At 74.1% G+C, this 25,727-nt stretch carries 17 protein-coding genes; 9 read left to right on the forward strand and 8 right to left on the reverse strand.

What is annotated here, in order from left to right; all coding sequences use genetic code 11:
- Positions 1-200: 200 nt before the first annotated feature.
- Positions 201-5,234, forward strand: a complete 5,034-nt coding sequence (locus A8713_RS16415) for a DNA repair ATPase (RefSeq protein WP_064537533.1) — start codon at positions 201-203, stop codon at positions 5,232-5,234.
- Here the strand turns inward: A8713_RS16415 and A8713_RS16420 are convergent.
- The 4 genes from A8713_RS16420 to A8713_RS16435 all read right to left on the reverse strand — a co-directional run bounded on the left by A8713_RS16420 (position 5,222) and on the right by A8713_RS16435 (position 8,330).
- Positions 5,222-5,851, reverse strand: a complete 630-nt coding sequence (locus tag A8713_RS16420; protein ID WP_064534262.1) for a phosphatase PAP2 family protein — start codon at positions 5,849-5,851, stop codon at positions 5,222-5,224. The genes A8713_RS16415 and A8713_RS16420 overlap by 13 nt on opposite strands.
- A gap of 137 nt (positions 5,852-5,988) precedes the next feature.
- Positions 5,989-7,125, reverse strand: a complete 1,137-nt coding sequence (locus A8713_RS16425) for a radical SAM protein (protein ID WP_064534263.1) — start codon at positions 7,123-7,125, stop codon at positions 5,989-5,991.
- Between the two features lie 59 nt (positions 7,126-7,184).
- On the reverse strand, positions 7,185-7,724 hold the full coding sequence (locus tag A8713_RS16430) for a class IV adenylate cyclase (protein ID WP_064534264.1): 540 nt from the start codon (positions 7,722-7,724) through the stop codon (positions 7,185-7,187).
- A 165-nt stretch (positions 7,725-7,889) separates the two neighbouring features.
- Positions 7,890-8,330, reverse strand: a complete 441-nt coding sequence (locus A8713_RS16435) for an ATP-binding protein (protein ID WP_064534265.1) — start codon at positions 8,328-8,330, stop codon at positions 7,890-7,892.
- Between the two features lie 152 nt (positions 8,331-8,482).
- Here A8713_RS16435 and A8713_RS16440 point away from each other — a divergent pair, with 152 nt between their 5' ends.
- Together A8713_RS16440 and A8713_RS32320 are read left to right on the forward strand one after the other, a co-directional pair.
- The gene (locus A8713_RS16440) at positions 8,483-9,835 is read left to right on the forward strand and encodes a hypothetical protein (protein WP_064534266.1); all 1,353 of its coding nucleotides are present in this window, start codon (positions 8,483-8,485) and stop codon (positions 9,833-9,835) included.
- 53 nt (positions 9,836-9,888) lie between these two features.
- Positions 9,889-10,122 (forward strand): DUF397 domain-containing protein, encoded by a 234-nt coding sequence (locus A8713_RS32320; protein WP_079158997.1) that lies wholly within the window; start codon positions 9,889-9,891, stop codon positions 10,120-10,122.
- Positions 10,123-10,190: 68 nt separating this feature from the next.
- Here A8713_RS32320 and A8713_RS16445 read toward each other — a convergent pair whose 3' ends face one another.
- Both A8713_RS16445 and A8713_RS16450 read right to left on the reverse strand, forming a co-directional pair.
- Positions 10,191-10,862, reverse strand: a complete 672-nt coding sequence (locus A8713_RS16445) for an HAD-IA family hydrolase (protein ID WP_064534267.1) — start codon at positions 10,860-10,862, stop codon at positions 10,191-10,193.
- 38 nt (positions 10,863-10,900) lie between these two features.
- Positions 10,901-11,326: a MerR family transcriptional regulator gene (locus A8713_RS16450; protein ID WP_064534268.1), complete on the reverse strand. Its 426-nt coding sequence runs from the start codon at positions 11,324-11,326 to the stop codon at positions 10,901-10,903.
- Positions 11,327-11,391: 65 nt separating this feature from the next.
- On the opposite strand from A8713_RS16450, the gene A8713_RS16455 reads away from it, so the two are divergent.
- A complete protein-coding gene (locus A8713_RS16455) occupies positions 11,392-12,657 on the forward strand; it encodes an MFS transporter (protein ID WP_079158998.1) in 1,266 nt (421 codons plus the stop codon).
- A gap of 127 nt (positions 12,658-12,784) precedes the next feature.
- On the opposite strand, the gene A8713_RS16460 is transcribed toward A8713_RS16455, so the two are convergent.
- Both A8713_RS16460 and A8713_RS16465 read right to left on the reverse strand, forming a co-directional pair.
- On the reverse strand, positions 12,785-14,155 hold the full coding sequence (locus tag A8713_RS16460; RefSeq protein ID WP_064534269.1) for an alkaline phosphatase: 1,371 nt from the start codon (positions 14,153-14,155) through the stop codon (positions 12,785-12,787).
- A 205-nt stretch (positions 14,156-14,360) separates the two neighbouring features.
- Positions 14,361-15,881: a lipase/acyltransferase domain-containing protein gene (locus A8713_RS16465; RefSeq protein ID WP_443069724.1), complete on the reverse strand. Its 1,521-nt coding sequence runs from the start codon at positions 15,879-15,881 to the stop codon at positions 14,361-14,363.
- Positions 15,882-15,899: 18 nt separating this feature from the next.
- Between A8713_RS16465 and A8713_RS34270 the strand changes: the two genes are divergently transcribed.
- The 5 genes from A8713_RS34270 (at position 15,900) to A8713_RS34725 (ending at position 25,721) form a co-directional block, all read left to right on the forward strand.
- Positions 15,900-21,014 (forward strand): hypothetical protein, encoded by a 5,115-nt coding sequence (locus tag A8713_RS34270; RefSeq protein WP_237305386.1) that lies wholly within the window; start codon positions 15,900-15,902, stop codon positions 21,012-21,014.
- Between the two features lie 412 nt (positions 21,015-21,426).
- Complete coding sequence (locus A8713_RS16475; RefSeq protein ID WP_064534271.1) at positions 21,427-22,119, forward strand: RES domain-containing protein; 693 nt, start codon at positions 21,427-21,429, stop codon at positions 22,117-22,119.
- 602 nt (positions 22,120-22,721) lie between these two features.
- Positions 22,722-23,123, forward strand: coding sequence for a hypothetical protein (locus tag A8713_RS16480; RefSeq protein ID WP_064534272.1), 402 nt, complete (start codon positions 22,722-22,724; stop codon positions 23,121-23,123).
- Positions 23,124-23,313: 190 nt separating this feature from the next.
- Positions 23,314-24,558: a hypothetical protein gene (locus tag A8713_RS16485; RefSeq protein WP_237305387.1), complete on the forward strand. Its 1,245-nt coding sequence runs from the start codon at positions 23,314-23,316 to the stop codon at positions 24,556-24,558.
- A complete protein-coding gene (locus A8713_RS34725) occupies positions 24,555-25,721 on the forward strand; it encodes a hypothetical protein (RefSeq protein ID WP_064534273.1) in 1,167 nt (388 codons plus the stop codon). Before A8713_RS16485 ends, A8713_RS34725 begins: the two co-directional genes overlap by 4 nt.
- Positions 25,722-25,727 lie beyond the last annotated feature (6 nt).

Below are 25,727 nucleotides of genomic sequence, written 5' to 3' on the forward strand. Positions count from 1 at the left end.
TCCCGGCGGTGCGGTGGCCCCGGCACCCCGGCGGTGCGGGGCCTCGGCCCCCCGGGCGGCCCTGTAACCAGGCGGCCCGGCGGCCCCGCGTCCCGCTCCCGCTCCCGCTCCCTCGCTCCGCCGCGGCAGGGGGCGGCCCGGCGGCCCCGCACCGCCGCCCCTCGCTTCCGACGCCTTCCCGAACGAAGGGACGCATGTCCATGGCCACCGCCCAGGAGACGGGTTCGTACGACGCCGTGGACAGCGGCACCTACGAGGTGCTGCGCGACCGGCTCACCGCACAGGCCGCCGAGCTGGCCCGCGGCGCCGAGGCGCTCAACGCCCGCCGGGCCGCGGAGTTCGGCGCCACCCGGCTCGACCTCACCGGCACCGGCCGGCTGCGCACCGAGCACCCCGCTGTCCCCCGGGACGTGGTGGCCGTCGGCGAGCGGCTGCTGTTCGGCCGCAACGCCGCGCACGCCGGACCGGACGACGGCACCCGGCCCGAGCCCCGGGTCGGCGACGTCCTCGCCCTGTACGACCGGGAGCTGAACCCGCTGCCCGAGGACGCCGTGCCCGGCCTCCTCGACGACCCGGCGTTCGTCCGGGAGTTCGGCGCCCTGCACCGCTACTACCGGCAGGCCAGGCTGCTGCGGCTGCACCGCGTGGAGGGCCGCCTGCTGGCTGTCTTCCGCACCGGCGAGAAGGCCGACGACATCCGCGTCCTGCGCTGGAACCTGACCGACGACGGACGGGCCGCCTTCCTCGACGCGCGCGGCGAACGCGACCATGTGCTGCCGCCCGCCCACGACTTCACCTGGACCGCGACGACCCGCGAGGACCACCGGCTCGGCCGCCACCCGCACGTCTCGGTCCGCGACGAGCTGTACGTCTCCACCGTCGGCGGCGCCCTCACCGTCAAGACCGAGGACGACACCGAGACCGGCGACGGCATCCACAGCGAGCCCGTCGACGAGCCGCTCCAGGCGCTCGCCGACGCCGACATCGCGTACGCGCGCGTGGGCGCGCTGATCCTGCTGCGGGTCCGTCCCTACAAGGAGGACACCCACCGCCACCTGGTGTTCAACACCCTCACCCGGTCGGTGGTCCGCCTCGACGGCATCGGGCAGGCGTGCCGCCGCCTGCCCGAGGACCAGGGCATCGTCTTCCCCGGCGGCTACTGCCTGGCCACCGGCGCGTACAAGACGTACGAACTCGACACCACGGGCCTGGAGTTCGAGCGCGAGGTGCGCTCTCCCTACGGCGAGGACGTGCTGTACGCCTTCCACGCGCGCGCCGAGGGACGCGGTCTGCTGCTGTCGTACAACACCATCCGCGAGGAGATCGCCACCCCGCTGACCTGCCACGGCTGGGCGCTGTTCGAGGACGGCGCGCTGCTGGCGCTGCGCGCCGACCCGGCCGGGTCGGCGACCGAGCCGGCCCGGGTGCACCCGATCCAGGTGTGGACCTCGCCGTACGTGTCCGACACGCACGCCGCCGCCACCGCGGGCACCGGACCGCTGGCCCGCGTCGGCAACGCCGACCTGGTGCGCGGCATCTCCGACTGCCTGTCGATCAGCCGCGCGGTCGCGGAGACCAGCCCGACCGTGGAGGTGTACGAGGCGCTGGCCGCCGCCTGTGTGCGCGCCGCCGACACCCACCACTGGCTGGGCGAGGCCGACCTCGGCGAGCTGCGCACCCCGCTGGCGGCGGTACGGGACACCGCCGAGCAGGTGCTGACCGAGTTCCGCACCGTGCAGAGCCTCACCGAGCGGGCCGCACGGGCGCTGGAGGAGGCCGCCGAGCGGATCGCGGCGGTGGTGCGGCGGCTGCGCGGCGAGGCACCGCGCGGCGCCGCCGCCTGGGTGGGCGGCCTGACCGAACTGCGCCGCGCCCAGGGCCATCTGCTCACCCTCAAGGAGATGCGGTACGCCGACACCGCCCGTATCGACGCGCTCGCCGCCGACACCGGCACCGACCTGGCCGCCTTCGGCAAGCGCGCGGTCACCTTCCTCGCCCGCGAGGACGCCTTCGCCGACCACCACCAGGACGCCGAGCGGCTCGCCGCCGACGCCGAGGCCGTCGAGTCGGTGGCCGCCGCGCGCCCGGTCGCCGAGCGGCTCGACGAACTGACCGGCACGCTGGGCACCGTCACCGAGGTCGTGGCGGGCCTGGACATCGCCGACGCCACCGTGCGCACCTCCGTGCTGGAGCGCATCGCCGAGGTGCTGGGCGGGGTCAACCGCGCCCGCGCCCTGCTGGAGGCGCGCCGCCGGGAGCTGGCCGAGCGCGAGGGCCGCGCCGAGTTCGCCGCCGAGTTCGCGCTGCTCGCGCAGGCGGTCACCGGCGCGCTCGCCGCCGCCGACAGCCCCGAGAGCTGCGACGAGCAGCTGTCGGGCATGCTGGTGCGGCTGGAGAACCTGGAGTCGCGGTTCGCGGAGTTCGACGACTTCCTCGGTGAACTGACCGACAAGCGCACCGAGATCCACGACGCGTTCTCCGCCCGCAAGCAGTCCCTGCTGGACGCCCGCGCCCGCCGGGCCGGACAGCTCGCGGCGGCCGCCGACCGGATCCTGGCGACCGTGGCCCGGCGCGCGGCCACGCTCGCCGACGCCGACGAGGTCAGCACCTACTTCGCCTCCGACCCGATGGTCGCCAAGGTCCGCCGCACCGCCGAGGACCTGCGCGCGCTCGGCGACCCGGTGCGGGCGGACGAGCTGGACGGACGGCTGAAGGCCGCCCGCCAGGAGGCGTCCCGCGCGCTGCGCGACCGCACCGACCTGTACACGGACGGCGGCCGGACCATCCGGCTGGGCACCCACCGCTTCTCCGTCACCACCCAGCCCCTCGACCTCACCCTGGTCCCGGACGGCGAGGGCCTCGCCTTCGCGCTGACCGGCACGGACTACCGCGCCCCGGTCACCGACCCGCGCCTGGCGGCCGACCGCGCGTACGGGGACCGGCAGCTCCCCTCGGAGTCGCCCGAGGTCTACCGGGGCGAGCACCTGGCCGCCCGGCTGCTGCGCGAGCACGGCCCGGCCGCGCTCGCCGCCGCCGACGACCTGGGCGCCCTGGTGCGCCGGGCCGCCGAGGAGGCGTACGACGAGGGCTACGAGCGGGGCGTCCACGACCACGACGCCACGGTGATCCTCACCGCGCTGCTGCCCGTGCACGAGCGGGCGGGCGTACTGCGCCACGAGCCCGCCGCCCGCGCCGCCGCCCAGCTGTTCTGGGCGCACGGCAGCACGGCGGACGAGCGCGCCGCCTGGACCCGGCGGGCGCTCTCCCTGGCCCGCGCCCGCGACACGTTCGGCCCGGCGGCGGCGGGCGCCGTGGGCGAGCTGGAGGAGGAACTCGCGGGCGCGATCGGGACGTGGACGGCGGGGAGCGCGCTCCGGCTCCCGGGGGCGGCGCCCGCCGGCACCGGCGCTGCCGGGGCCGATGGCGTGAACGGCCCCGCCGCCGTGGCGGGTTTGGACGCGCGGGCCGCCGCCGCGTACCTCGTCGAGGAGCTGACGACCGGACCCGACGGCTTCGTGCTGGCCGCCGCCACCCGCACCCTGCTGGACAAGTTCCGGCACACGGTGGGCGGTTCGGCCTACGACGAGGACCTGGACGCGCTCGGTGACCTCGCCGCGCGGGCCCAGCTCGCCGGGGCGTGGCTCGCGGCGTTCACCGACTCCACCGGCGCCGGGGCCACGCCGGGCGACCTGGCCGAGGCGGTCGCCGCCGAGCTGTGCCCCGGCCTGCCGCGCCATGACGCGGACGTCTCACCGGTGGCGGTGGCCGAGGGGCTGCTCGGCGCCCATCCGCGCATCGGCGGGCGCCGACTGGTGCTGCGCCTGGACGAGTTCCTGGCCCGCACCGCCCGCTTCGCCCGGGACGACGTGCCCGCCTTCCGCGCCCACCAGCGGCTGCGCACCGAGTTGGTCGCGGCCGAACGCGCCCGGCTGCGCCTGGACGAGCACCGCCCGCGCTCCATGGCGGCCTTCGTCCGCAACCGGCTCGTCGACGAGGTGTACCTGCCGCTGGTCGGCGACAGCCTGGCCCGTCAGCTCGGCACGGCGGGCGAGAGCCGGCGCACCGACACCGGCGGACTGCTGCTGCTCGTCTCCCCGCCCGGCTACGGCAAGACGACGCTGATGGAGTACGTTGCCGACCGCCTCGGCCTGATGATGGTGCGGGTCAGCGGCCCCGCGCTCGGCCACGCGGTCACCTCGCTCGACCCGGCCGAGGCGCCGAACGCCACCGCGCGCCAGGAGATCGAGAAGATCAACTTCGCGCTGGCGGCCGGCAACAACACGCTGCTGCACCTGGACGACATCCAGCACACCTCGCCGGAACTGCTCCAGAAGTTCATCCCGCTGTGCGACGCCACCCGCCGCGTCGACGGCGTCTGGAACGGCGAGCCGCGCACCTACGACCTGCGCGGCAAGCGGTTCGCGGTCTGTATGACCGGCAACCCGTACACCGAGTCGGGCGACCGCTTCCGGGTGCCCGACATGCTCGCCAACCGCGCGGACGTGTGGAACCTCGGCGACGTCCTCACCGGCAAGGAGGACGTCTTCGCGCTCAGCTTCCTGGAGAACGCGCTCACCTCCAACCCGGTGCTCGCCCCGCTGGCCGGCCGGGACCGCGCCGATCTGGAGCTGCTGGTCCGGCTGGCCCAGGCGGACCCCGCGGCCCGCGCCGACCGGCTCACCCACGCCTACGCCCCGGCCGAGCTGGAGCAGATCACGGGCGTACTGCGCCATCTGCTCACCGCGCGCGAGACGGTCCTCGCGGTCAACGCCGCCTACATCGCCTCCGCCGCCCGCTCGGACGAGACCCGGACCGAGCCGCCGTTCCTGCTCCAGGGCTCCTACCGCACCATGAACAAGATCGCCCAGCGGATCCGCCCCGTCATGAACGCGGCGGAGGCCGGCGCGGTCGTCGAGGACCACTTCACCGCCGAGGCGCAGACCCTCACCAGCGGTGCCGAGGCCAACCTGCTCAAGCTGGCCGAGCTGCGCGGCACCCTCACCCCGGAGCAGGCCGGCCGCTGGGCCGCCCTGAAGACCGCGTACGCCCGCACCCAGGCGCTGGGCGGCCCCGCCGAGGACCCGCTCGTGCGCGCCACGGCCGCCCTCGGTCTGCTGGCGGACCACATGGCCGCGATCGAGGCGGCGCTCACCGGCGGCGGCACGGCGAGGGCCCGCCACGCGGCGGGCCCGGCGACCGGAGGAGGAGTGTCCGGCGGGACTCAGGGCGTCTGAGCGGCGAGCAGCGGCCGCAGCGCCCCCGCCCGCAGCCGCTGCACCAGCGGGGTGCAGTACCGGAAGGCCAGCAGCACCACCAGCACCGAGACCAGGCTGCCGACCAGGGCGCCCACGCCGACGTCGTGCGGATAGTGGGCGCCGACGTACACCCGGGAGGCGCCCATCGCCACCGCCGCGAGCAGCGCGACCGCGCCCAGCCACCGGCTGACGATCAGCAGCGCGACCGCGAACGCGAAGGCGACCGTGGTGTGGTTGCTGGGGAAGGCGTAGTCGTCCACCGGCGGGCACGCCTCGATGAGGAAGTCGTGCGGCAGCGCCCGGCAGGGCCGCGGCTCCTCGAACACGTCCTTGATCCCGGTGTTGGCGAGGTAGGCGATGACGACCGCGAACGGCGTCGCCAGCACGGCCGCCATCACCGAGTTCCCCTGCCGCCGCGCCCCCCACCAGGCCCCCAGCAGCAACAGCACGAACACCCCCATGCCCACCGAGGAGTACGCGGCGGCTGTCCCGTTCAGCCAGTGGGTGTCGCGGGCGAAGTCGGTGACGGAGGTGTAGAGGCCGCCGTCGATGGACGCGCCGTCGAGCGCCAGGGCGGCCGGGGAGGAACTCGTCATCAGGTGGATCTCCGGGCAGTGTCTCGGTACGGGTGCGCCACGGTGGACACGCGTGGACGCGGAGGTGGACTCCTGGTGAAGTCGGATCGTCCGACAGATGAACGTCTACAGGTTGGTAGACGTTAGCAGCCACCGGTTCAGTTGCCTGGGGGGTGGGATGAGACGGGGGACACAGGGGGCACGGCTGCCGTCCCGTACAGCCGGGTCAGCCGCGCCGCTTCGTCGTCCCGGAAGGCGGCTACTTCCCGGCACCGCCGACTCATGACGAATTCGCCGAGTGTCATGCACAGGTCCATCCGCTGAATGCACACGCCGACCATGAACGGACCGTCGGTGGCCCGGTACATCCGGACGCCGTAGTACCCCTCCTGGCAGTCGTCGGGGTTGTTGAACCGGCAGTCGGCGCATGTCTCCGGAAGACGTACGGGCCGGATGCTCTTGGCGTACAGGGTTCGCCCGTCCGGCAGCTGGTAGCGCACCCGCTGGTCAGAAGCCCCCGCCGTGACGATGCGCCGCACCGGTACGGCGCCGAGGTGGTCGACGACCTCCTGCATGGCGGCCAGCGACGCGCCGTCGTCCTCCAGTGACACGAGCATGCGGACCACCACCGACCGGCCGTGCTGTTCGATGATCCGCAGCACTCGTTCCACGTGATTCCGGTCCGGGATCACGATGTTGGCCGAGACCTTGATGCCGTGTGCGCGGCTCGTCTCGATCGTCCGCGTGAGCGCGTCGAGCTTCCGGGCCGCGAGTTTCGGGGAGGCCAGGCGCGGCCCCTGGACCGCCGCGAGTTCTTCCGGTGTCGTACCGAACACCGAGAGGTTGATGCGGTCGAGGCCGGCCGCCGCGGCTTCCGGGATGACGGCCGCGCCGTTCTCCCCGTTCGAGGTCAGTCCGACCGTCAGCCCGAGACGCCGGGCGATGCGGATCAGCCCGGGGAGTTCCGGGTGGAGAGTGGGTTCTCCGCCGGTGAAGTGGACCTCGCTGGTGGGCAGGCTGCCGCGGACGGCGGCCAGCGCCAGAGCGAAATCCGGGTCGGCGGGGATACGGGCCGGAAGGAAGTCGGCACCATTGGTCTTCAAGTAGATGGAGACCCGGCCGGAAAGCCCCGGTGTGCCGGTGAACTCTCCTGCGGAACGGCCGGCGTTGTCCGTCGCCACGGGAGTTCCTTCGTTGTGGCAGAACGAACAGGCCAGCCCGCACGCATCGATGATCTTCACGCGTAACGTGCGGTCCGGACGGACCTCGACCGGCAGGTCGGACAGGTGGTGCATGGTGCCTCCTCTCGGACCGGCCGGGGCCGGTGCCCCGGCCGGGAGGTGCGGTCATCGGACTACTCGAAGCGCAGGTCCGCGATGGCCTCGAGGTCGATGCCGTACCGGTGGTAGACCTTGGTGGTGTTGACGGACGTGAGGTCGGCGCGCTCCAGGCCCAGGGCTTCGGCGGCTTCCCACACCGCCCGCTCGCTGTCGCCCTCGATCTCCAGGTACGGCGGGATGAGCGGCCACTCGTCGATCTCCAGCCGTACTGCTCCGAGTGCGTACGAGGTGCGCCGGTTCTCCTGGTAGCCGCGCGGCGTCAGCCCGGCGAGCCGCAGCAGTTCGGCGGCCTCCTCGAAGTCGTCGACGGTGACCTCGGTCTCGCGGGTCCCGTCTACCTCGTCGGTGGCGATCTGCTTGACGCACAGCGTGGCTCCGTCACCGGTGTCACGGAGCCTGACCCACCGTCCGGCGACGGCGGGAACGGTGTCGTACACGTACCGCCGCATCAACCGCCGCCCGGTGGTCTCGACCCCTCCTGCGGCGAGGATGCGGTGTGCGATGTCGGACGGGTCGATGTCGAGTGCCTTCGTCTCGTACTCGATGGCTGCCACAGGCGTTCTCCCACTTCCACTTCGACGGTGTGTTGCGCCCTACGCTCGAACGCGGTTCATCGCGTTCGAGCGAGGCGGCGGGCACGAGCCGTACCCCACCACAAACCGCTCTCGTGGGGGCGGCGAGCCGGAGCGCGTCCGCGCCGTGGTCGAGCCACAGCGCGGTCACGGTGCTTTCACCTCCGCCCACACGGACTTGCCGAACGGCGCGGGGGTGACGCCCCAGGCGATGCACAGGGCATCGAGGATGACCAGGCCGCGCCCGCGTTCGCGGTCGTCGGACTCGGGGCGCGGCCGGGGCCTGCGTCGCACAGGGTCCTGTACCTCCACTCGGGTACGGACGTGGTCGGCGTCGAGCGTGAGCCGGATCGAGTCGCCGGGCTCCGTGCCGTACCGGATCGAGTTGGTGACCACTTCGCACGCCACCAGCACGACGGTTTCGACGTACTCCTCGGAGGCATCCGGGAGGTTGGAGGCCATGAACTCCCGTACGAACGCGCGTGCCGAACCGGCTGACCGGGGTTCGCCCTCCACGGTCAGGACGGCGGGTGAACCGATGAGAGGCTTGCAGCGGGCGGGCGGGGTGCCCCGCCGTCGTTCGATCACGCTTCTCCCCTTGTGGACGGGCTGTCGCGGTCCGGTCGGCGGACCGGCTGGTTCTCCGACTCAGGCAACATGCGAGGCGGCATCGGCGGTACCGTCGTGAAGGGTGTCGAAGGGTGTCGCTTTCGCTACCCTCCGTCGCGAAGGGGCTAGGGATGAAGGCGCTGAACGACAAGCTCGCACAGCGGTTGGAACGGTCCGGGATGAGCCGTGGGGAGTTAGCCCGCCGTGTGAAATCCAAGGCCATTCAGTGGAATCAGCCGCATATTTCACCGGACGCGACGCGCGTTCGGTGCTGGCTCCAAGGCGAGACGCCGCGGGCGCCTGTGCCGGACATCCTCGCAGCGGTGTTCTCGGATCACTTCGGATACCGGGTCACGACGTACGACCTCGGCCTCGGCGACAGCGGGTTGGCCGACGCCGGTCTCGTGTACGACTCCAGTTACGCGGCTACGGTGGAAGTCGTCGCAGACCTGGGGAGAGCTGACGTGGATCGACGGAAGTTCCTTGCAGCCGCGCCGTTCGCTGCCGTCGCGGGGGTGGGACCCTCGCGGGACTGGTTGCTGAACACCCTTGACCAGGAACCGGTGGAGGGGCCGCGGGTACGCCTCGAGGACGTGTCCGCGGTGAAGAACATGTTCACGACCTTCCAGCGCATGGACATCTTTCAGGGCGGCGGGTCGGGACGGCTGGTGCTCGCCGACTACATGAACGCGCACGTGTACCCGTTGCTGCGCCGGGCCCACGCCGAGGACGTCCGGCGCGCGCTGTGCGAAGCGGCGGCCGAACAGACGTACCTCCTGGGCTGGATGGCTTACGACAATGGCGAACAGAGCGTCGCTCAGCGGTACTTGATCCAGTCGCTGCGCCTTGCCGAGGAGTCACGCAACCCGGCTCTCGGCGCACATGTGCTCGCGGGTATGGCCGATCAAGCGACACTGCTCGGGAACCCCTCCGAGGGGCGGCGCCTCGCACAGGCCGGCCGCCAAGGGCTGTCGAGGACCACGTCGGCGGCGTGTCTGGCGGACCTGTGGTGCCTCGAGGCGCGCGCCCTCGCGCTGCTCGGCGAGAAGGCGGCTGCGGCGCACGCGGTCACCCAGTCGGAACGGGCGTACGAACACGTCGACCCCGACGGCGAACCGGACTGGGCGGAGTTCATCGACCCGGCGTACCTCCATGGTGAGCATGCGAACACCTTCCGCGACCTGGGCGACGCCGCGTCGGCGGAGGAACACGCCCGCCGGTCCATCGGCCACGCGCACCTGCAGAAGCGTGCCCGCCGCGGCGCGATGTCCCATGCGGCCCTTGCGGTGTCGCACCTGCAACGGCGCGACCTCGAGGCCGCGCATGCCGCGGGTGTGCGGACACTCAAGCTCGCCGGACAGGTCAAGTCGTCGCGGGCCGTCGAGGCGGTCGGGGACCTACAGCGGCGCATGCGGCCGTTCGGGCAGCACCGCCTCGTCGCGGACTTCACGGAACGGGCGCGCGAGCTGGCCGCCGCCGCGTAGGCGCGCCGGCCGAGGTATCGGCAGGTCTGGTCACTGAGACAGGGGAGAGCCGCATGACCAACGTTGACGACGCCTCCACCCTTCCTGTGACGTGGTGGAAGTCCACGTACAGCGACAGCGGGGCACAGTGCGTGGAGTGCGGCATCGTCGGTGCCGGGACGGTGGCCGTTCGGGACAGCAAGACCCCGCACGGGCCCGCGCTGCTGTTCACGCGCGCGGCCCTGTCGGCTTTCGCTGCGGCAGCCCGCCCAGGTGCTGGGGAGCGCCCCTCACATGTGCGGCCATGAACAGTCACGCGGGAGGTCGCACGTCGGTGGCAAGCCTTCGCAGTGACAGGTCCAGACGCTGGCGCGGATCACGTCGAGGGGTACGCCGTGGCCGACGAAAGGCTGAGAAAGGCTTCCAGTTCGGCCACGGCCGTGTCCTCGTCGGTCACGTGGACGGTGGTGATGCCCAGCGCGGCGGCCGGTGGGAGGTTCACCGCGTGGTCATCCGCGAAGACGCACCGTTCGGCGGGCAACCCGACCCGCTCCAGGGCGAGTCGGTAGATCGCTGGATCGGGCTTGGCCATTCCGGCCAGCTCGGACACGATGTGCGTGTCGAACAGATCCCAGACGCCGACGTGCTCGTAGGGGTTGAACGGGTCGAGACCGAAGCTGTTGGACAGCAGGGCGAGACGGTGACCGGCTGCCCGCGCTGCACGTGCGAGCGCGACCATCCGGCGCGCCGCGGGGACCCCAGCCCAGGCCCGGCCCATCAGGTTGACCGGATCGACGTGCGGCCCGAGCAGAGCGGCAGTGCCCTCGTTCCACTCCGCCTGTCCCATCCCGCCGATCTCCAGGGCGGCGTAGAGGCGTCGGCCTTCGGGATGATCGCCGAGGGTGTTGCGCCATGCGTCCGGGGGCAGTCCTTCCGCCACGCACCAGGTGCGGTGTACTTCGAGGGGACTGGCAGTCAGCACGCCGGCGAAGTCCAGGATCAGGCCGCGCTGTTCATGCCTGTCAGCGGTGTCCGAGCTGTGCGGCATCCGGTGGCCGTCCCTCCCCGATGGTCCTCCGGACGACGCTATCGCGGTGCCTGGACCAGGGCGGGTGGTTCCGGCCGTGCCTCCGTGCGCCGTGCGTCCTCCCGCTGCTGCGCCAGTACCGAGTCCACGTACACCGCGATCGCGTCGCGGCTGCGGATCAGGCATGCGATGCGCTGGGTCATGCTGTCGCGTTCGCGGACCAGGGTGGCGATGGTCTCGGGGGTGGCGTCGGCGACCTGGATGGAGCGGGGTTCCTTGAGGCAGGGCAGGATCTGCTTGATGACGCGGGTGGGGAGCCCGGAGTCCAGCAGGCCGCGGATCTGGAGGACGCGGTCCACGCTGCGTTCGCAGTAGTCGCGGTAGCCGTTCGGGGAGCGGTCGGGGACGAGGAGGCCCTGTTCCTCGTAGTAGCGCAGCAGCCTGGCCGGGGTGCCGGTGCGGGCGGACAGCTCTCCGATGCGCATGTGACCCACCTCATACGGAGCCGGATTGACCTTCACATGTATGTGAGGGTTGAACCCTAACAGGCATGTCGATGTCGCAGACGCCGTGCACCGGACGGCCCACGGACGCACCCGGCCCCGCACCCACGTTCACCCGCCCGGACACACCCCCGAGCCCGCCCCCGGACGCGGAGCCGCGCGGGAAGCTCCCCCTGTCCGCGCTGCTCGCCCTCGCCACCGCCGCCTTCATGGCGATCCTCACCGAGGCGCTGCCCGCCGGGGTGCTGCCCGAGATGGCCCGTGACCTCTCCGTCGGCGAGTCCGCCGCCGGGCAGACGCTGACGGTCTACGCCATCGCGACGGGCCTGTCCGCCCTGCCCGTGTCGGCGGCCACGGCCGGCTGGCGCCGCAAGCGCCTGGTGCTGGCGGCCGTGGTGACCTTCGCCGTGGCCAACACGGTCACCGCGCTGTCCTCGCAGTACCTGCTGACCATGGCGTTCCGGCTCGCCGCCGGGGTCGCGGCGGCCGTGGTGTGGGCCGAACTCGTCGGCTACGCCCGCCGCCTGGCGCCCCCGCACCTGGTGGGCCGGGCCATCGCCATCACCATGGCGGGCGTGCCGCTGGCCCTCTCCCTGGGCATCCCGGTCGGCACCTTCCTGGGCGGACTGGTCGGCTGGCGGGCCACGTTCGGGCTGGTCACCGCGGTCTCGGCAGGGCTCGCGGTCTGGATCGCGGTGTCCGTGCCGGACCATCCGGGGCGGCGGCCGGGCAAGCGCGAACCGGTGCTGGGCGCGCTGCGGCTGCCCGGTGTCGTGCCGGTGCTGTTCGTCGTCGCCGCCTATGTGCTGGCGCACAACATCCTCTACACCTACATCGCCGCGTTCCTCGACGCGCGCGGCGCGGGCGGCTCCCGGGACACGGTCCTGCTGGTCCTCGGACTCGCCTCGGTGGTGAGCATCGTCGTCACCGGCGTCCTGGTCGACCGCAGACTGCGCACCCTGACGGTCGCGAGCACCGCCGTGTTCCTGGTGGCCGCCGCGCTGCTGAGCGTGCCGGGCGGCGGGCAGGCCCTGGTGTATCCGGCGGTGGTGCTGTGGGGCCTGGGCTGGGGCGGGGTGTCCACGCTGCTCCAGACCGCGGTGACCGCGGCCGGCGGCGACCGCGCGCAGCCCCTGCTGGTCACCACCTGGAACTCGTTCATGGCGGTCGGCGGCGCGGCGGGCGGCGTACTGCTGGACGCGGCCGGGCCGGGCTCCTTCCCGTGGACCGTCCTCGCCCTGCTGGTGCCGGTGCTGCTCGTCGTGGTGGGCGCCCGCAGGCACGGCTTCCCGGCCCCACGCGCCTCCCGCTGAGCCGCAGAAGAACCAGTAGAACCAGAAGAGAACCAGTAGAGAGCCGGGAGAACCGGAAGAACAGAAGAGGGGCGGGGAGCGGAGGTGCGGCGCCTCCGCTCCCCGCCCCTCGGTGCGGGGCCCGCGCTCAGCGCAGGCGCAGCGCCTCGCGGACCGTGGTGAACAGGTCCGTCTGGTTGGTGACGCCGAGGACGCGGAAGGCCTGCGGGCCCTGCGCGGCGATACGGACCTCGGTGCCGGTGTGCTCCTGCGACTGGCCCGGGGTGTTGGTCGAGTAGTTGACCTTCAGCTGCTGGCCCTCGTCGGTGACCAGGGTGGAGGACAGGCCGGGCGGCATGGCGTCCACCGGGACGATCTGGCTGCTGTGACCGTGGTCGGCGGTGGTCACCACGAGGGTGTCGGGGTGCTTGGCCGCGTAGTCGCGGGCCACCTTGACCGCGCGGTCGAAGGCCGCGGTCTCACCGATCTGGCCGCACGGGTCGGCGGCGTGGTCCTGCTTGTCGATCGAGGCGCCCTCGATCTGGAGGAAGAAGCCCTTGTCGGAGCGGCCGTGGCCGTGCTTCTGCTTGGCCTCCAGCAGCTGGATCGCCTTGGTGGCGGAGTCGGCCAGGCTCGGGGTGCTCGCGGGACGCGAGCTGTTGGAGGTCACGCACCGCTGCGGGGCCGTACCGCCGACCGCGGCGCCCTTGCCGGTCCACTCCACCGGCACGTTCTCCTTGGCGAACAGGCCGAGGACCGGCTTGCCCGGCCGGGCGGCCTTGAGGGACGCCTTGTCGGTGACGACCTGGTAGCCGAGCTTCTGCGCCTGCTGGGTCACGGTCAGGCCCTTGTACCGGCCCTCGGTGATCTTCTGGTCGAAGCGCTGCTTGCCGCCGCCGAAGAGCACGTCGACCTTGTGGTTGACGGACTGCTCGGCGATGGAGCCGGGGCCGCCGGCCTTGACCGTGTCCTTGGGGCACTTGGCCATGTCGGCCGGGCCCTGGCAGGAGCGGTCGGTGACGTGCGAGGCGAGCACCGCCGGGGTGGCGTCGGTGAGCTCGGCGGTGGTGACGCTGCCGGTCGCGTAGCCGTTCTTCTGCGCCAGCTCCAGGATGGTCGGGACGGCCTTGTCCGAGCCCGGCGTCTTGGAGATGCGGCCGTTGACCGTCTTGTGCCCGGTGGCCCAGCCGGTGCCGCTGGCGGCGGAGTCGGTGACGTAGTCCGGCGTGCCGTCGGCGTGCACCGCGTACGTCGTGTACGCGCCGGTCAGCGGGAACTTGTCCATGTTCAGGCGCCCGTCGGCACCCACCGTGTAGTCCCGGGCGAGGGTGATCTCGGAGTCACCCATGCCGTCGCCGATCAGCAGGATGACGTTCTTCGCCTTGCCGCCCTGGATGGCGTGCTGGGCGTGCTGCTTGCTGTCCGAGGCGCCGGCCACCGTGGTGGCGGTCAGGGCGGCCGCGGTGGTGACGGCCAGCGCGGTGGCGATCGTGAGCTGACGACGGGTGGGTCTGTGCATGGGAGCGACTCCTTGGAAGGTCCGTACCCGGGCGCCCGTACGTCGGGTACGGGCGTCGTACGGCTGCCGACGGAGTGCAGCCCACCAGCCCTTGGTGAACCACTGGGAAAGTCGTGACCCGGTCTTGGTTGCGCGGGCATGACGGCCGTACGCCCCCGAGGGGGCGCGCGGCCGACACCTCGTGCGGGCGCGCACCCCGGCGCGCTCAGTCCGTGAGGCCGGGCCCGTCCTCCGGCTCCGCCCCCGCCAGGACGAGCTGCGTGAGCGGGGTGCCGTCGCCCGAGTCGAGCACGACCCGGTACAGGCCGGGCGCCGGTACGGTCACCCGCCCGGCCACGATGTCCTCGTCGCCGTACTCGTCGGCCTCCAGCGCGGCCCGCGTACGGAAGCCGCCCGGCGCGCCCGTCCCCGCGACCTCCTCGACCGTGCACTCCAGCCCCGCCGGGCCGTCCGCGCCGTGCACCCGCACCGTCCAGCGCGCGCCGGGCGCGACCAGATCCGGCACCCGCAGCCCCAGACCCGCGGCGGCCTGCGGGGGACCCAGGTGCTCGTCCTCCTCCAGGAACGCGGTGACCGCCTCCAGCGCCGCCTCCCCCTTGGCCAGCGCCCCGTGCTGGAGGGCCAGCGGCACCGTGGCCCGGCTCAGCGCGGCGGACTCCCGGTGCACCGTCCCGTCGCCCGCCACGTCGAAGCGGCGCGGCGCGCCGTCGGCGTCCCGCATCAGCTCGCCGTCGCTGTGCTGCCGGAAGCTGTGCTCGTACGGCTCCACGACCCCCTGGCGCAGCGCCAGCGACTGCACCGTGCGCTGGCTGATGCCGACCACCGCCCGGTGTCCGGGCAGCGTCCGGCCGCGCAGCCGCTCGTGGAACGCCAGCGACTCCTGGGCGAGGTCCTTGTCCCCGCCCAGGTCGGCGATGTCCACGGTGGTCAGCCGCCGTACGTTCAGGCCCTCGTCCAGGCACGGGAACGTCGGCAGCAGGTCGTGCAGGCCCGGCAGGGTCACCGCGAGGTCGCGCAGCCGCCCGTGCGGCAGCGGCACCGGCGTGCCCCGGCCCGTGTTGAGGATCAGCGCGGCGGCGGCCGACCCCTGGAACGGCGTCCCGAGCGTGCACACCCCCCGGGTGTCCCGGGCCAGTTCCTCGCCGTCCGGCCCGTCGCCCAGCGCGGCGTGCACGAGCAGTCCGCCCATGGAGTGGGCGACGAACACCAGCCGTCCCTCGCGCTCGTCGACCCGGTGCCTGCGCGCCTGCGTGTGCGCCGGGTGCGCGCGCCAGCGTTCGAGGTGCGCCCGCGCGGCGGCGGCGAGCAGCCGCGCGTTCACGGCCACCGGCAGCCGCCAGTCGTACGGGAACTCCAGCACCGCCTCGGGCGCGGCCACGCTCCGCATCACGGCCGTGACCAGATCGGTGTACGGCTCCACCCCGCGCAGCACGGGACTCCAGGCTGGCGTCGTCAGCAGCCGCCGGGCGCGGATGCGGCCGAGCCGCCCCTCGCGCTCGTCCGGCGTCAGGTGCAGCGGCCGCAGCCCCCCGGGCGTGGTCCAGGCGCGCACCAGCCACCCGGTGTTCGCCAGGCCCCACACCACCCGGTCCCGCTCCGCGTCGTACAGCTCGCTGCCCATGATGCCGGGGACGACGACCACCGCGTCCTGCGTCGTGTTGGGTGACAGAGCGGGCAGGCGGTAGGGCCGTTCGGGTGCCGGATACTGCTGCGACGGTTGGCTCATGAGGGAAGAATAGGGAGCATGCAGCGGGGGGCGGGAGCACTTGCGGGGAGCGGTGACACATCGCCGGACGCGCTGCCGGGGCAGGGGCGGGCAAGCGGCCCGGAGGACCGCGGACAGAGCCCCGAGCGCGTCCTGGTGACGGTCGCGGTCCGCGACTACGACGACGGGGACACCGAGTTCACCGAGGGCATCGACGAACAGCTCGCCGTCCTCGACGAGTGGTGGTGCTCGCCCGACTCCGCCGAGCCCTTCCACAAGGTCCCCCAGCCCGAACTGCGCGAACGCCACGACGTGGAGCGCTTCCTGTACGAGGCCGGGGTGCGCGAGAACCGCGGCAAGGCCCTGGTCCTCTTCATCACCGGCCACGGCAGGATGGGCTCCTCCCGCACCCACTTCCTGCAACTGCCCGGGACGGACCCGAAGCGGCAGCTCGCCACGGCCGTGCGCACCAGCGACCTCGTCGCCGCCGCCCTCGACTCCCACGCCGAGAACGTCCTCGTCATCGTCAACACCTGCTTCGCCCAGGGCGTCGCCGGTGAACTCCTGCCGCTGTTCGGGGAGATCGCCGGGCGCCGCCGCCGGGGTGCCCAACTCGACGTCGTCGCCACCTGCGACCAGGACCAGCTGGTGCAGGTACGGCGCTTCCCCTCGGTGCTGCGCCGCGTCCTCGACCGGCTGCGCACCAGCGCCCAGATCACCCACGAGCGGCTGAGCGTCACCCAGTTGATGACCGAGTTCGAGAACGAGCTGGGCTCCGACCCCGAGCGGCGCAAGCACCGGCTGCACCGGGTCATCGACGGCTCCGGCTCGACCGTCCCCTCGCCCTGCCTGCCCAACCCCGGGTACCGGCCGCCCCGCGAGGTGGTCGCGCCCGCCCGCCGCCCGGTGGCCACGCCCGCCGCCGACATCGACGTATGGCTCGCGCGGGCCAGCGGGCGGCCGCACGCGGACGACCCCGGCTGGTACTTCAGCGGGCGGCGGCGCCTGAACACCGCGCTGGCCGCCTTCCTCGGCCGGCCGGGTGGCGTCCTGCTGCTGACCGGCACCGCCGGGAGCGGCAAGTCGGCGGTGCTGGGCCGGGCGGTGACCCTCAGCGACCCGCTGTTCCGCGCCAACCCGCGCTACCAGGACGCCGTCGGCTCCGCGCCGCCGGAGACCGTACCGGCCGAGGAGGCCGTCTCCGTGGCGGTGCTCGCCCGCCGCCGCACCGCCGCCGACGTCCTCGGGGAACTGCTGCGGGGCCTGGGCGTCGACCCGCCCGCGCCCGGCCCCGCCGACGACCCGGTGGAGCGGTGGACGGCCCTGCTCGACGCCTACCTCGGCGAGCCGGGGGACCCGGTGACCGTGGTGCTGGACGGACTCGACGAGGCCGCCGAGCCCTTCCGGATCGTGCACGGCGTCCTCGCCCCGCTCGGCGCGCACTGCGTGCCCCCGCCCGGCGCGCTCCCGCCCGGTGCCGCCCTCCCCGGACCGCGCCGCTCCGACCCGGGCACCGGCCGCCGCCGCCTCCGGCTGGTCATCGGCGTACGCAGCAGCCGGCCGGCGACCGGCCCGGGGGAACCGGAGGAGACGGGGGAGGCGGGGGAGGCGGACTCCGCCGTGCCGGGCGCGGTGGCGGAGGCGGCACCGGCTGCCGGACGGCGGGAGACCGGACTGCTCGGCGCGCTGCGCGAGGTCTTCCCCTCGGCGACGGTCCTGCGCACGGACGGACGGGGCAGCCGCGCCGACATCGCCGACTACGTGGAGGCGCTGATCGATACGGGGACGAGCCCCGGCACGGAGGACGGCGAGGCCGCGGGTCCGGCCGCGGGAACCGCCGCAACGGCCCGCCGGGCGGCGGCCGTGCGCGAGGCCGCCGAGACGGTCGCCGCCGAGGTGTGGCCCTCGTTCCTGGACGCCCGGCTCGCGGGCGAGCAACTGCGGGCCGCCCCCGACCCGGCCGCCCTGGTCGCGAGCCCGCGGTGGCGGGAACTGCTGCACACCGGCACCACCGGGCTGCTCCGCCGCGATCTCCACCTGGCGCGGATGGAGGGACTGCCGCCGGACGTGGCCCTGGCGCTGCTGCGGGCCGGTGCGTTCGCGCTCGGCGCGGGCATCCCCTGGTCCACCGTGTGGCCGGCGGTGGCCGGTGCGCTGCTGGGGCGGCCCGTCGAGGAGCCGGACCGCATGATCGGCATCCTGCTGCGCGGCCGCCTCTCCGGGTATCTGGCCCACGACCACGAGGACGACCGGATCGTGTACCGCCCGGCTCATGAACGCCTGGCCGAGATCCTCCGGGACCAGCGGCAGAACCTCCTGCCGGACCGGGGCGACCCACCGGCCCCGGCGGACGCGGAGGACGTGAAGGACGCGGCGGACGTGCGGGATGTGCGGGATGTGCGGGACGTGCGGGACGTGCGGGACGTGAAGAGTCCGTCCGGTCCGCCCGTCCCGCCTGGCCTCCGGGAGCGTACGGGCCCGCGGGCCGCGGCGGAACCGGGCCGGGCCGCCCTCCCGGACCAGACGGCCCGCAGGCGGTCAGGCCGTACCGCACCGGGCCGCCCCACCCCGGTAGCCCCCGGAGTCCCCGGAGTCCCCGGAGTCCCCGGAGTCCCCGGAACATGGACCACCCAGGCCGAGGCCCACCGGCTCATCGCCGAGGCGCTGGCCGGGCTGGTCGCCGAGGACGCGACCGTCCCGCCGCACCCCTACCTGAGCCGCCATCTCGCCGCGCACGCCGCACGCGGTGACGTCCTCGACGACGCGCACGTACCGCGCGCCCTGCTGCCCTGGGAGACGAGCGGCAAGGTCCGCACCCTGCTGCGGCAGACCGGCACCGGACAGCGGCAGGAGTGGCTGGAGGCATGGGCCGCCATCGAGCCGTTCCTCGGCGACGCCGATCCGGAGTCCCGGCAGGCCGGCCTGCACCTCGCGCACCACGCGGCGACCCACCGCCGTGTCCCGCTGTCCGAACTGCCCGTGCCGGAAAGGCACTTGACGGGCTCGTGCCTCACCCCGCTGTGGACCGACTGGACGGCGACGGACAACGTCCTGGCCGTCACCGACACCGTCGTCGAGTCCCTCGCCCACACCGTCACGTCCGACGGCAGACCCCTGCTGGTCACCGGCGACAGCCACGGGACGCTGCGCCGCTGGGAGACGTACGGCGCCCCGGTCGGCGCGCCCGCCCGCACGCAGGGCGGCGCCCTCCAGCACCTGCTGCCGCTCCCTGACGACCTGCTGGTCTCCGGCGGTACGGACGGGACCGTACGGGTGTGGGACAGCACCCGCGGCCGACTGCTGGGCGAGGCGCTGCGCCGGCCGCACACCTGGGTCAGTGGCCTCACGCTCCTCACCCCGGCGGCAGGGCCGTCCCGCGTCCTCGTCGCCCACAGCGACGGCCGCCTGACGGCCCTCGACCCGGTCACCTTCCACACGGTCGCCACCTCGGACCCGTCCGGCCCCTCGGATCTTTCTGCCCCCTCGGACCTCGGCGACACCGCCGGTTCCACCAGCCCCAGCACTCCTGCGGCCTCCGCACATGCCGATACCGATACCGATGCGGATGCCGAAGCCGAAGCCGATGCCGAAGCCGATACCGAAGTCGACGTCGACGCGGACGCGGACGCGGACGAGACGGCGGCGGAACCGGCCGCCGATCTCCCGGCGCTCGACCCCGCACCGGCGATCCTGGCCGGTGTCCGGCTCGGGCCGGGAGAGGGCATGGCGCTGGCCGTCGCCCAGGGCGGGCGGGTCGGCGTGTGGCGGCCGGGAAAGGGGCTCGTCCCGCTGGGCGAGCACCCGGACGAGGTGCGGGCCGTGGTCGGGCTGCCCGCGCCGAACCGGTTCGCGACCTGCGACGACTCCGGGCACCTCGGCTTCTGGGACGCGGCGGAGGGCGGCGGTGAGGTGACGGCGGGACCGCCGCCCGCGCGGTCGGCCACGGCCCTGGCCGCCGTACCGGTGGACGGGGAGTCCGCCGTGGTCTGCGCCGGGAGCGACCATGTGCTGCGGGTGTGGGACACCGGCACGCGCCGCCCGCTCGGCGGCCCCCTCGAAGGCCACACGGCCACCCCGCTCGCTCTGGCCGCGGTACCGGGCGCCGTCCCGTCCGTCGTCTCCGCCGGCGGCGACCGCACCCTGCGCCGCTGGCTGCTCACGGGCCACGGCAGCCGCCCGGCGCCGGCCGTCCGCCGCTCGGTCGTGGCCGCCGCGCTGCCGGGCCGGGACGTGACCGGCGGGCCGCTCCTCGTCGCGGTGGCCGACGAGGAGGAGGCCACGCTGTGGAACGCGGACACCGGAGGCCATGTGCGGCTGCCCGTGGGCGACTCGGCGGTGACGGCCTTCGCGTGGACCGCGACCGCCGACGGGCCGCTGCTGGTCACCGCGCACAGCGACGCCAGCGTGCAGTTGTGGTCGGTGGGCGCGGGCGCGGGCTCCGACCTCGCCGGTGCGCCGGTGCGCCGGGGCACGCTGGTGAGCCACAGCCTGCCCGTGCAGACGATGGCCGCCTTCCCGGACGGCACCGGACGGACCCTGCTCGCCACCGGCGGCGCGGACGGCTCCGTCCATCTGTGGGACCTCGGGCGGCAGACCCGGCTCGCCTGCTGGGACGACCACCGCCTCAGCGTCCGCGACCTGGCCGTGCTCACCACCGGACACGGCCCGCGCGTCGTCTCGGCCGGCGCGGACGGCACCCTGCGGAGCTGGGATCCCGCCACCGGTCCGGCCGGGCCACCCGTCCACTGCGGGCAGCAGGGCGTCCACGCCGTGGCCGCGGTGCCCGCCGGGCCCGGTGAGCGTCCGCTGCTGGCCTCGGGCGGCGAGGACGGGACCGTACGCCTGTGGGACGCGGAGACGCTGTGCCCCGCCGGCGCGGCACTGGACGCCGCCGACGGCCCGGTCACGGCCCTCGCCTGCTTCCCCGCCCCGGCCGGCCGCCCCCACCTGGCGGCCACCGGCCCCGGCGGCACCGTCCACATCTGGGACGTCACCACCGGCGCCCGGGTCAGGCGCGTCGTCACCGGCAGCCCGCTGGGCGTCCTCCGGGCCCGCCCGGCGGACGGCGACGGCACCCCGCCGGGCCACCCCGTACTGCTCGCGGCCGGAAAGGCGGGCCTCAGCGTCTTCGAACTGGACCTGGGTCCTTACTGAGGCGGCGAAGCCGACACCGGGGGTCCCATGACCGTCCGGTCCCGCTCTCTCCCGTCCTGTCCCGCCCTCCAGTCCCGTCCCGCGCCCCGGTCGGCCGGGCGCCCCGAGCCGGGCGTGCGCCCTCCGGATGCCTCAGCGCCTCTCCCGCGCGCCCCCGCGCGCAGGCCGAAAAACGCCCCCCTTCACAGCGGTTGCGGGACAATGATCGCTCGAATGTCCCGTCGGCACATGCACCAACCGGTACCACCCCACCCGGCGGAACACCGGTGGAACACCAGGAGTACGCACTCCGCCGGCCGGGTCTCCCGGACTCCGGCCGTGTCGTCCGCCGGCCAACAGCGGCCCAGCAGCGAGGGTGTATGAACGACACGACCCCGGCGGCGCGCGCCGCCGCCGGAAAGGCACGCGTGTGATGCGGTCGGCCGACGAACCTCCCGTGGCGCTCGTCTCCGCCCCCGAGCGGGGGATGTGGCGCCTGGGCAAGCGCGGGCAGCCGCTGGCCTACAACAGGCTGGAGCCCGAGACGAGCCAGGGCTCCAGCGCCGGCCGTTTCAGCCTGGCCACCTACGGCATGCTCTACTGCGCGAGCGATCTGGCCGGCTGCTACGCGGAGGCGCTGGCGCACTTCCGGGTCCACCCGAAGATGCGCGCCCTCATCGGCGGCGACTGGGACCGCGAACCCAGCACGATGCGCCTCGGACACCTGGCCTCCGGCTGGCGCGAGGACCATGTGCTCGTCCGGCTGCTGCCGCCCGGGGACGCCCGCTTCCTCGATGTGGACGCCGCCGCGACCCGCGAGGTCCTGATGAAGGAACTGCACAGCGAACTGAGCGCGTGGGGCGTGGAGAACGGGCTCACCGACGAGCACATCCACGGCCGTGACCGCAGGATCGCCCGGCAGATCGCCGCCTGGACCGTGGCCCAGCGCAACCGGACCGGGCACCGCCTGGCCCAGGGCATCGCCTACCGCTCCGGCTACGGCGGCCGGCAGTGCTGGGCCGTCCTCCAGGACGTCGACCTCGCCCACGCCGAACGACGCCCCATCCGCCTGGAGGACCAGGCTCTCCAGGAAGTCGCCACGGAGTACGGCCTGCGCCTGTTCTGACCACCGCGCAGGCGGCCCGCCGCAGCTCCGGCCTGCTCCCGGCCCGCCGGTCAGCTCACCCGCCGACCCGCCGGCCAGCCCGCCCGCCGGGTCGTCACTGTCGGATCATCGGCCCCGTCACCTCCGCCACCCGGCCGCCCCCTGATGGGATGACACTGCCCCCGTCCGGGCCGGCCGAAACCCCCGTCCATCCACCCAGGTTGGCGGCGAAAATCCCCTGGTCACGCCTTTCCGAGCGGTCCTGAGTCCGTTTCATGTACTCTGTCCGGGAAGGGGCTGGGTGGGATTTCCGGGGGATTCCCAGGGGGAAAGTGGTGGAGTAGCCGACGGGACAAGGGGTAGACTTGTCCCAAGACACCCATGGGGGGAGCGATGTTGACCAGGCGTCCGTTACCCGCTGACGCGCCACGGCCGACCGTCGAACGGTCGGTCCGCGTGCCCGCGTCCCTGTCCGCGACCGCCGTCACCTCCTCCCGCACGCATGCCTCCCCGCGCCCCGCCGCATCAAGGCTGACGTTCGCGCGTCCTGAGGCAGCGCCACACACCACCCTCCGCCGCGCCGTCCCGGACACCGGACGGTGCGCCGAGGAATCGAGGAGAGCATGAAGACCCTGACCGACCGATCGACCAGGACCGATCCTGGTGGCGAGACCGTCGCCCACGCGGAGATGGTTCAGGCCTCCGCGTCGGCCATCGCGCGTTTCCTCCAGGAGAACTTCGGCCAGCGGCTGACCGCCTTCATCGCCGGTATCGAGGACCCCAAGCAGGTGGGCAAGTGGTGCAGCGAGCAGAACAGCCCGCGCATCGACTCCGAGCTGCGGCTGCGAGCCGCTTATCAGATCTTCCAGATGATCTCCTTCGAGGAGAACTGCCACACCGCCCGCGCCTGGATGATCGGGATGAATCCGCAGCTGGAGGACGACTCCCCGATCCAGGCCATCGCCGAGGACCGGCACAAGGACGCCATGGCGGCGGCCCGTTCCTACATCAAGGGCGATCTCTGACCACGCCGTCCCGGCACCGGTCACCCCGCCCCGCCCGTCTGTACGACGCCCGCCCGTGCTCCGGCCGAACGCCCCCGGAGCGCGGGCGTCGCGCGTAGGGCCACTGCAAGGAGACTGCAAGGAAAGTGCCCGGCGCACCGGGAAACCCCTCGTCGACCGCTGTAGGCCGAGATGAGCGATGGGGGATCGCGTGTCCGTCGGATTCACGAGACCGGCACTGATCGAGCGAGGACACTGGCTCACCGTACGGGACTGCAAGCGGGTGCTGGTGGTCGTCCACACGGTGACGTTCGCACAGCGCCTGAAGGAAGTGTTCGAACTACTGGAGGCCGACCTGCGCGTGCAGGTCGCCTTCACCACCGCACCGCACGCCTTCGGTACCGGGGTCACCCGGTATCTGGAGGCGCAGGGCATCACCACCGTGCCCTGGAAGGAAGCCCGCCGCACCGAGTTCGACCTGGCGCTGGCCGCCGGTTCGCGCGGAGTGCACGAACTGCGCACCCCGGTCGTGCGGATCTCGCACGGTGCCGGGCACATCAAACCGCTCACCGACACCACGTCCCTGGCCCCGGGCGAGCACCGGCCGCCCGGGATGCTCAGCCGCCGGCACCTGCTGCACGAGGGCCGGGTGGTGCCGAGGGCGATCGTCTACGCACACCACCGCGACGTGGCGGAGCTGGCCCGCTCCTGCCCCGAGGCGCTGCCCGTGGCCCATGTGGTGGGCGACCCCTGCGTCGACCGGATCACGGCCGGCCTGCCGCTGCGCGGGCACTACCGCCGCGCACTGGGGGTCGAGGACGGCCAGCGCCTGGTGGTCGTCGCCTCGACCTGGGGGCAGGGCTCCACGTTCGGGCACCTCGACGCGCTGCTGCCGCACCTGGTGAGCCGTCCGCCGGACGACCGCCACCGGATCGCCCTGCTGATCCATCCGAACGTGTTCGCCGGGCACGGCACCTGGCAGGTGCACCGCTGGCTGGCCGGGTGCCGCGACCGGGGCATCGCGGTCGTGCCGCCGGAGGCCGACTGGCAGCCCCTGCTGATCGCCGCCGACTGGATCATCGGGGACCACGGTTCCCTGACGGCCTACGGCACGCTCACCGACGCGACCGTGCTGCTGACGCACGGCCCGCGCCGGGAGGTGTCGGCGTCCTCCCCGGCGGCGCTGCTGGCCGCCGCCGCACCCGTGCTGTCCTCCGCCCGGCCGCTGGCCGAGCAACTGGAGTACGCGGCGCACGAGCGCGGTCCGGGCCAGTACGACCAGGTGGCCGCTTCGCTGACCTCGGTGCCGGGGCAGTTCCACCGGCGGATGCGTGCCCTGGTCTACCGCCTGCTCGACCTGGGCGAACCGGCCCACCCCCTGCTCGTCGCGCCACCCGCACCGCCGCCCCCACTGCGGCGGTGGGAGGTCTCCGCGGGCCCGGGGGCCGGACGATGAGGCAGCGGACCGGGACGCGCCGCCACGGCCGGCGGGAGGCCCGGCCGACCGCACCGGTCACCGAGCCCCCGGCGCCGCCTCCGCCGCCGCGTCCCGGCCCCGGCACGGCCTGGGTCACCGTCTGCTTCGGTGCCCCGCCCCTCACCGCCACCCCGGGCGCCCCGCCCGGCAGTGGCCGCCCTCCCCGGACCCGGCCGGACGAGGACACCGCGCCCACGCCCACGCCGGCCTGGGACCGGTCACAGGACCGGGACCGAGCGCGGGACCGGGGAGAGCCGGAGGACTGGGGACCCCCGGACGCCTGGGAGCCACCGCCCGGCTGGGAACGGCTGCACGCCTGGGAACGGCTGCACGGCTGGGAACGGTTGCACGGCTGGAGGCGGCTCGCCGTCCTGCGGCGGCTGACCGCCCTGGGCCGGTGGGACGGTTCGGGGCGGCCGGCCGCTTCCGGTCGCCCGGCCGCTCCGGGGCTGCCCGGTGCCTCGGGGCCCCCTCGGGATGTCCCGGGCGGGCCGGACGTGCCGAGTCCGCCGGGGAGCCCCGGCCCGGCGGGCTGGTCGGCCGTCCTGTGGCGGTCGGACGTGTCCCACGGACGGGCCTTCGTCCGTGCCGACCCACCGGCCCGCGCCCCGGACGGACGGCTCGCGCCGGTGCGCCCGGCCTGCGGTCATCCGCCGTACGGCGGTCTCCCGATCGGCGGCCTCGCGTCCGGCGGTCTCCCGTCCGACGGCCTCGCGTGCGATGTGCACCTGCGCGCGGATCCGGACGCACCGGGGCCGCCGGAGCTCGCGGAGCACGCCGATGTGCTGGTGAGCCGGGTGCCGCTGCCCGCTCCGGCGGCCCGTGCCCGGGTGGACGACCTGCTGGCCCGTCACCCCGGCTGCCTGGTCGCCGCGGTGCCCGGTGTCGGCACCGGGTACGTGCTCGGCGTACGCGGCGTGTTCGGCGTGCGGGGCGGCCCGGCGGACGGCCCTGGGACCCGGCACACAGGGCCCGCGCCGTACGGCACGGGACGCCATGAGCCGGGGCCGTACGCGGCCACGGACCTGGCCGCCTCCGTGCTGCACGCGTGGCTGGCGGCGGGCGGGGCGCGGGAGGCCCTGCGCGCCGTCGTCCCGCTGGACCACCCGTGGTCCGCGCGGTACTCCACCGGCGGCGGGTGACGGGAG

This window comes from Streptomyces sp. SAT1, from assembly GCF_001654495.1.
Taxonomy (GTDB): domain Bacteria; phylum Actinomycetota; class Actinomycetes; order Streptomycetales; family Streptomycetaceae; genus Streptomyces; species Streptomyces andamanensis.

Bases quoted from the DNA above. Each gene is read 5' to 3' on its own strand.
- A8713_RS16415 (WP_064537533.1), top strand. From the start codon at position 201: ATGGCCACCGCCCAGGAGACGGGTTCGTACGACGCCGTGGACAGCGGC.
- A8713_RS16420 (WP_064534262.1), bottom strand. From the start codon at position 5,851: ATGACGAGTTCCTCCCCGGCCGCCCTGGCGCTCGACGGCGCGTCCATC.
- A8713_RS16425 (WP_064534263.1), bottom strand. From the start codon at position 7,125: ATGCACCACCTGTCCGACCTGCCGGTCGAGGTCCGTCCGGACCGCACG.
- A8713_RS16440 (WP_064534266.1), top strand. From the start codon at position 8,483: ATGAAGGCGCTGAACGACAAGCTCGCACAGCGGTTGGAACGGTCCGGG.
- A8713_RS32320 (WP_079158997.1), top strand. From the start codon at position 9,889: ATGACCAACGTTGACGACGCCTCCACCCTTCCTGTGACGTGGTGGAAG.
- A8713_RS16445 (WP_064534267.1), bottom strand. From the start codon at position 10,862: ATGCCGCACAGCTCGGACACCGCTGACAGGCATGAACAGCGCGGCCTG.
- A8713_RS16450 (WP_064534268.1), bottom strand. From the start codon at position 11,326: ATGCGCATCGGAGAGCTGTCCGCCCGCACCGGCACCCCGGCCAGGCTG.
- A8713_RS16455 (WP_079158998.1), top strand. From the start codon at position 11,392: ATGTCGATGTCGCAGACGCCGTGCACCGGACGGCCCACGGACGCACCC.
- A8713_RS16460 (WP_064534269.1), bottom strand. From the start codon at position 14,155: ATGCACAGACCCACCCGTCGTCAGCTCACGATCGCCACCGCGCTGGCC.
- A8713_RS16465 (WP_443069724.1), bottom strand. From the start codon at position 15,881: ATGAGCCAACCGTCGCAGCAGTATCCGGCACCCGAACGGCCCTACCGC.
- A8713_RS34270 (WP_237305386.1), top strand. From the start codon at position 15,900: ATGCAGCGGGGGGCGGGAGCACTTGCGGGGAGCGGTGACACATCGCCG.
- A8713_RS16475 (WP_064534271.1), top strand. From the start codon at position 21,427: ATGCGGTCGGCCGACGAACCTCCCGTGGCGCTCGTCTCCGCCCCCGAG.
- A8713_RS16480 (WP_064534272.1), top strand. From the start codon at position 22,722: ATGAAGACCCTGACCGACCGATCGACCAGGACCGATCCTGGTGGCGAG.
- A8713_RS34725 (WP_064534273.1), top strand. From the start codon at position 24,555: ATGAGGCAGCGGACCGGGACGCGCCGCCACGGCCGGCGGGAGGCCCGG.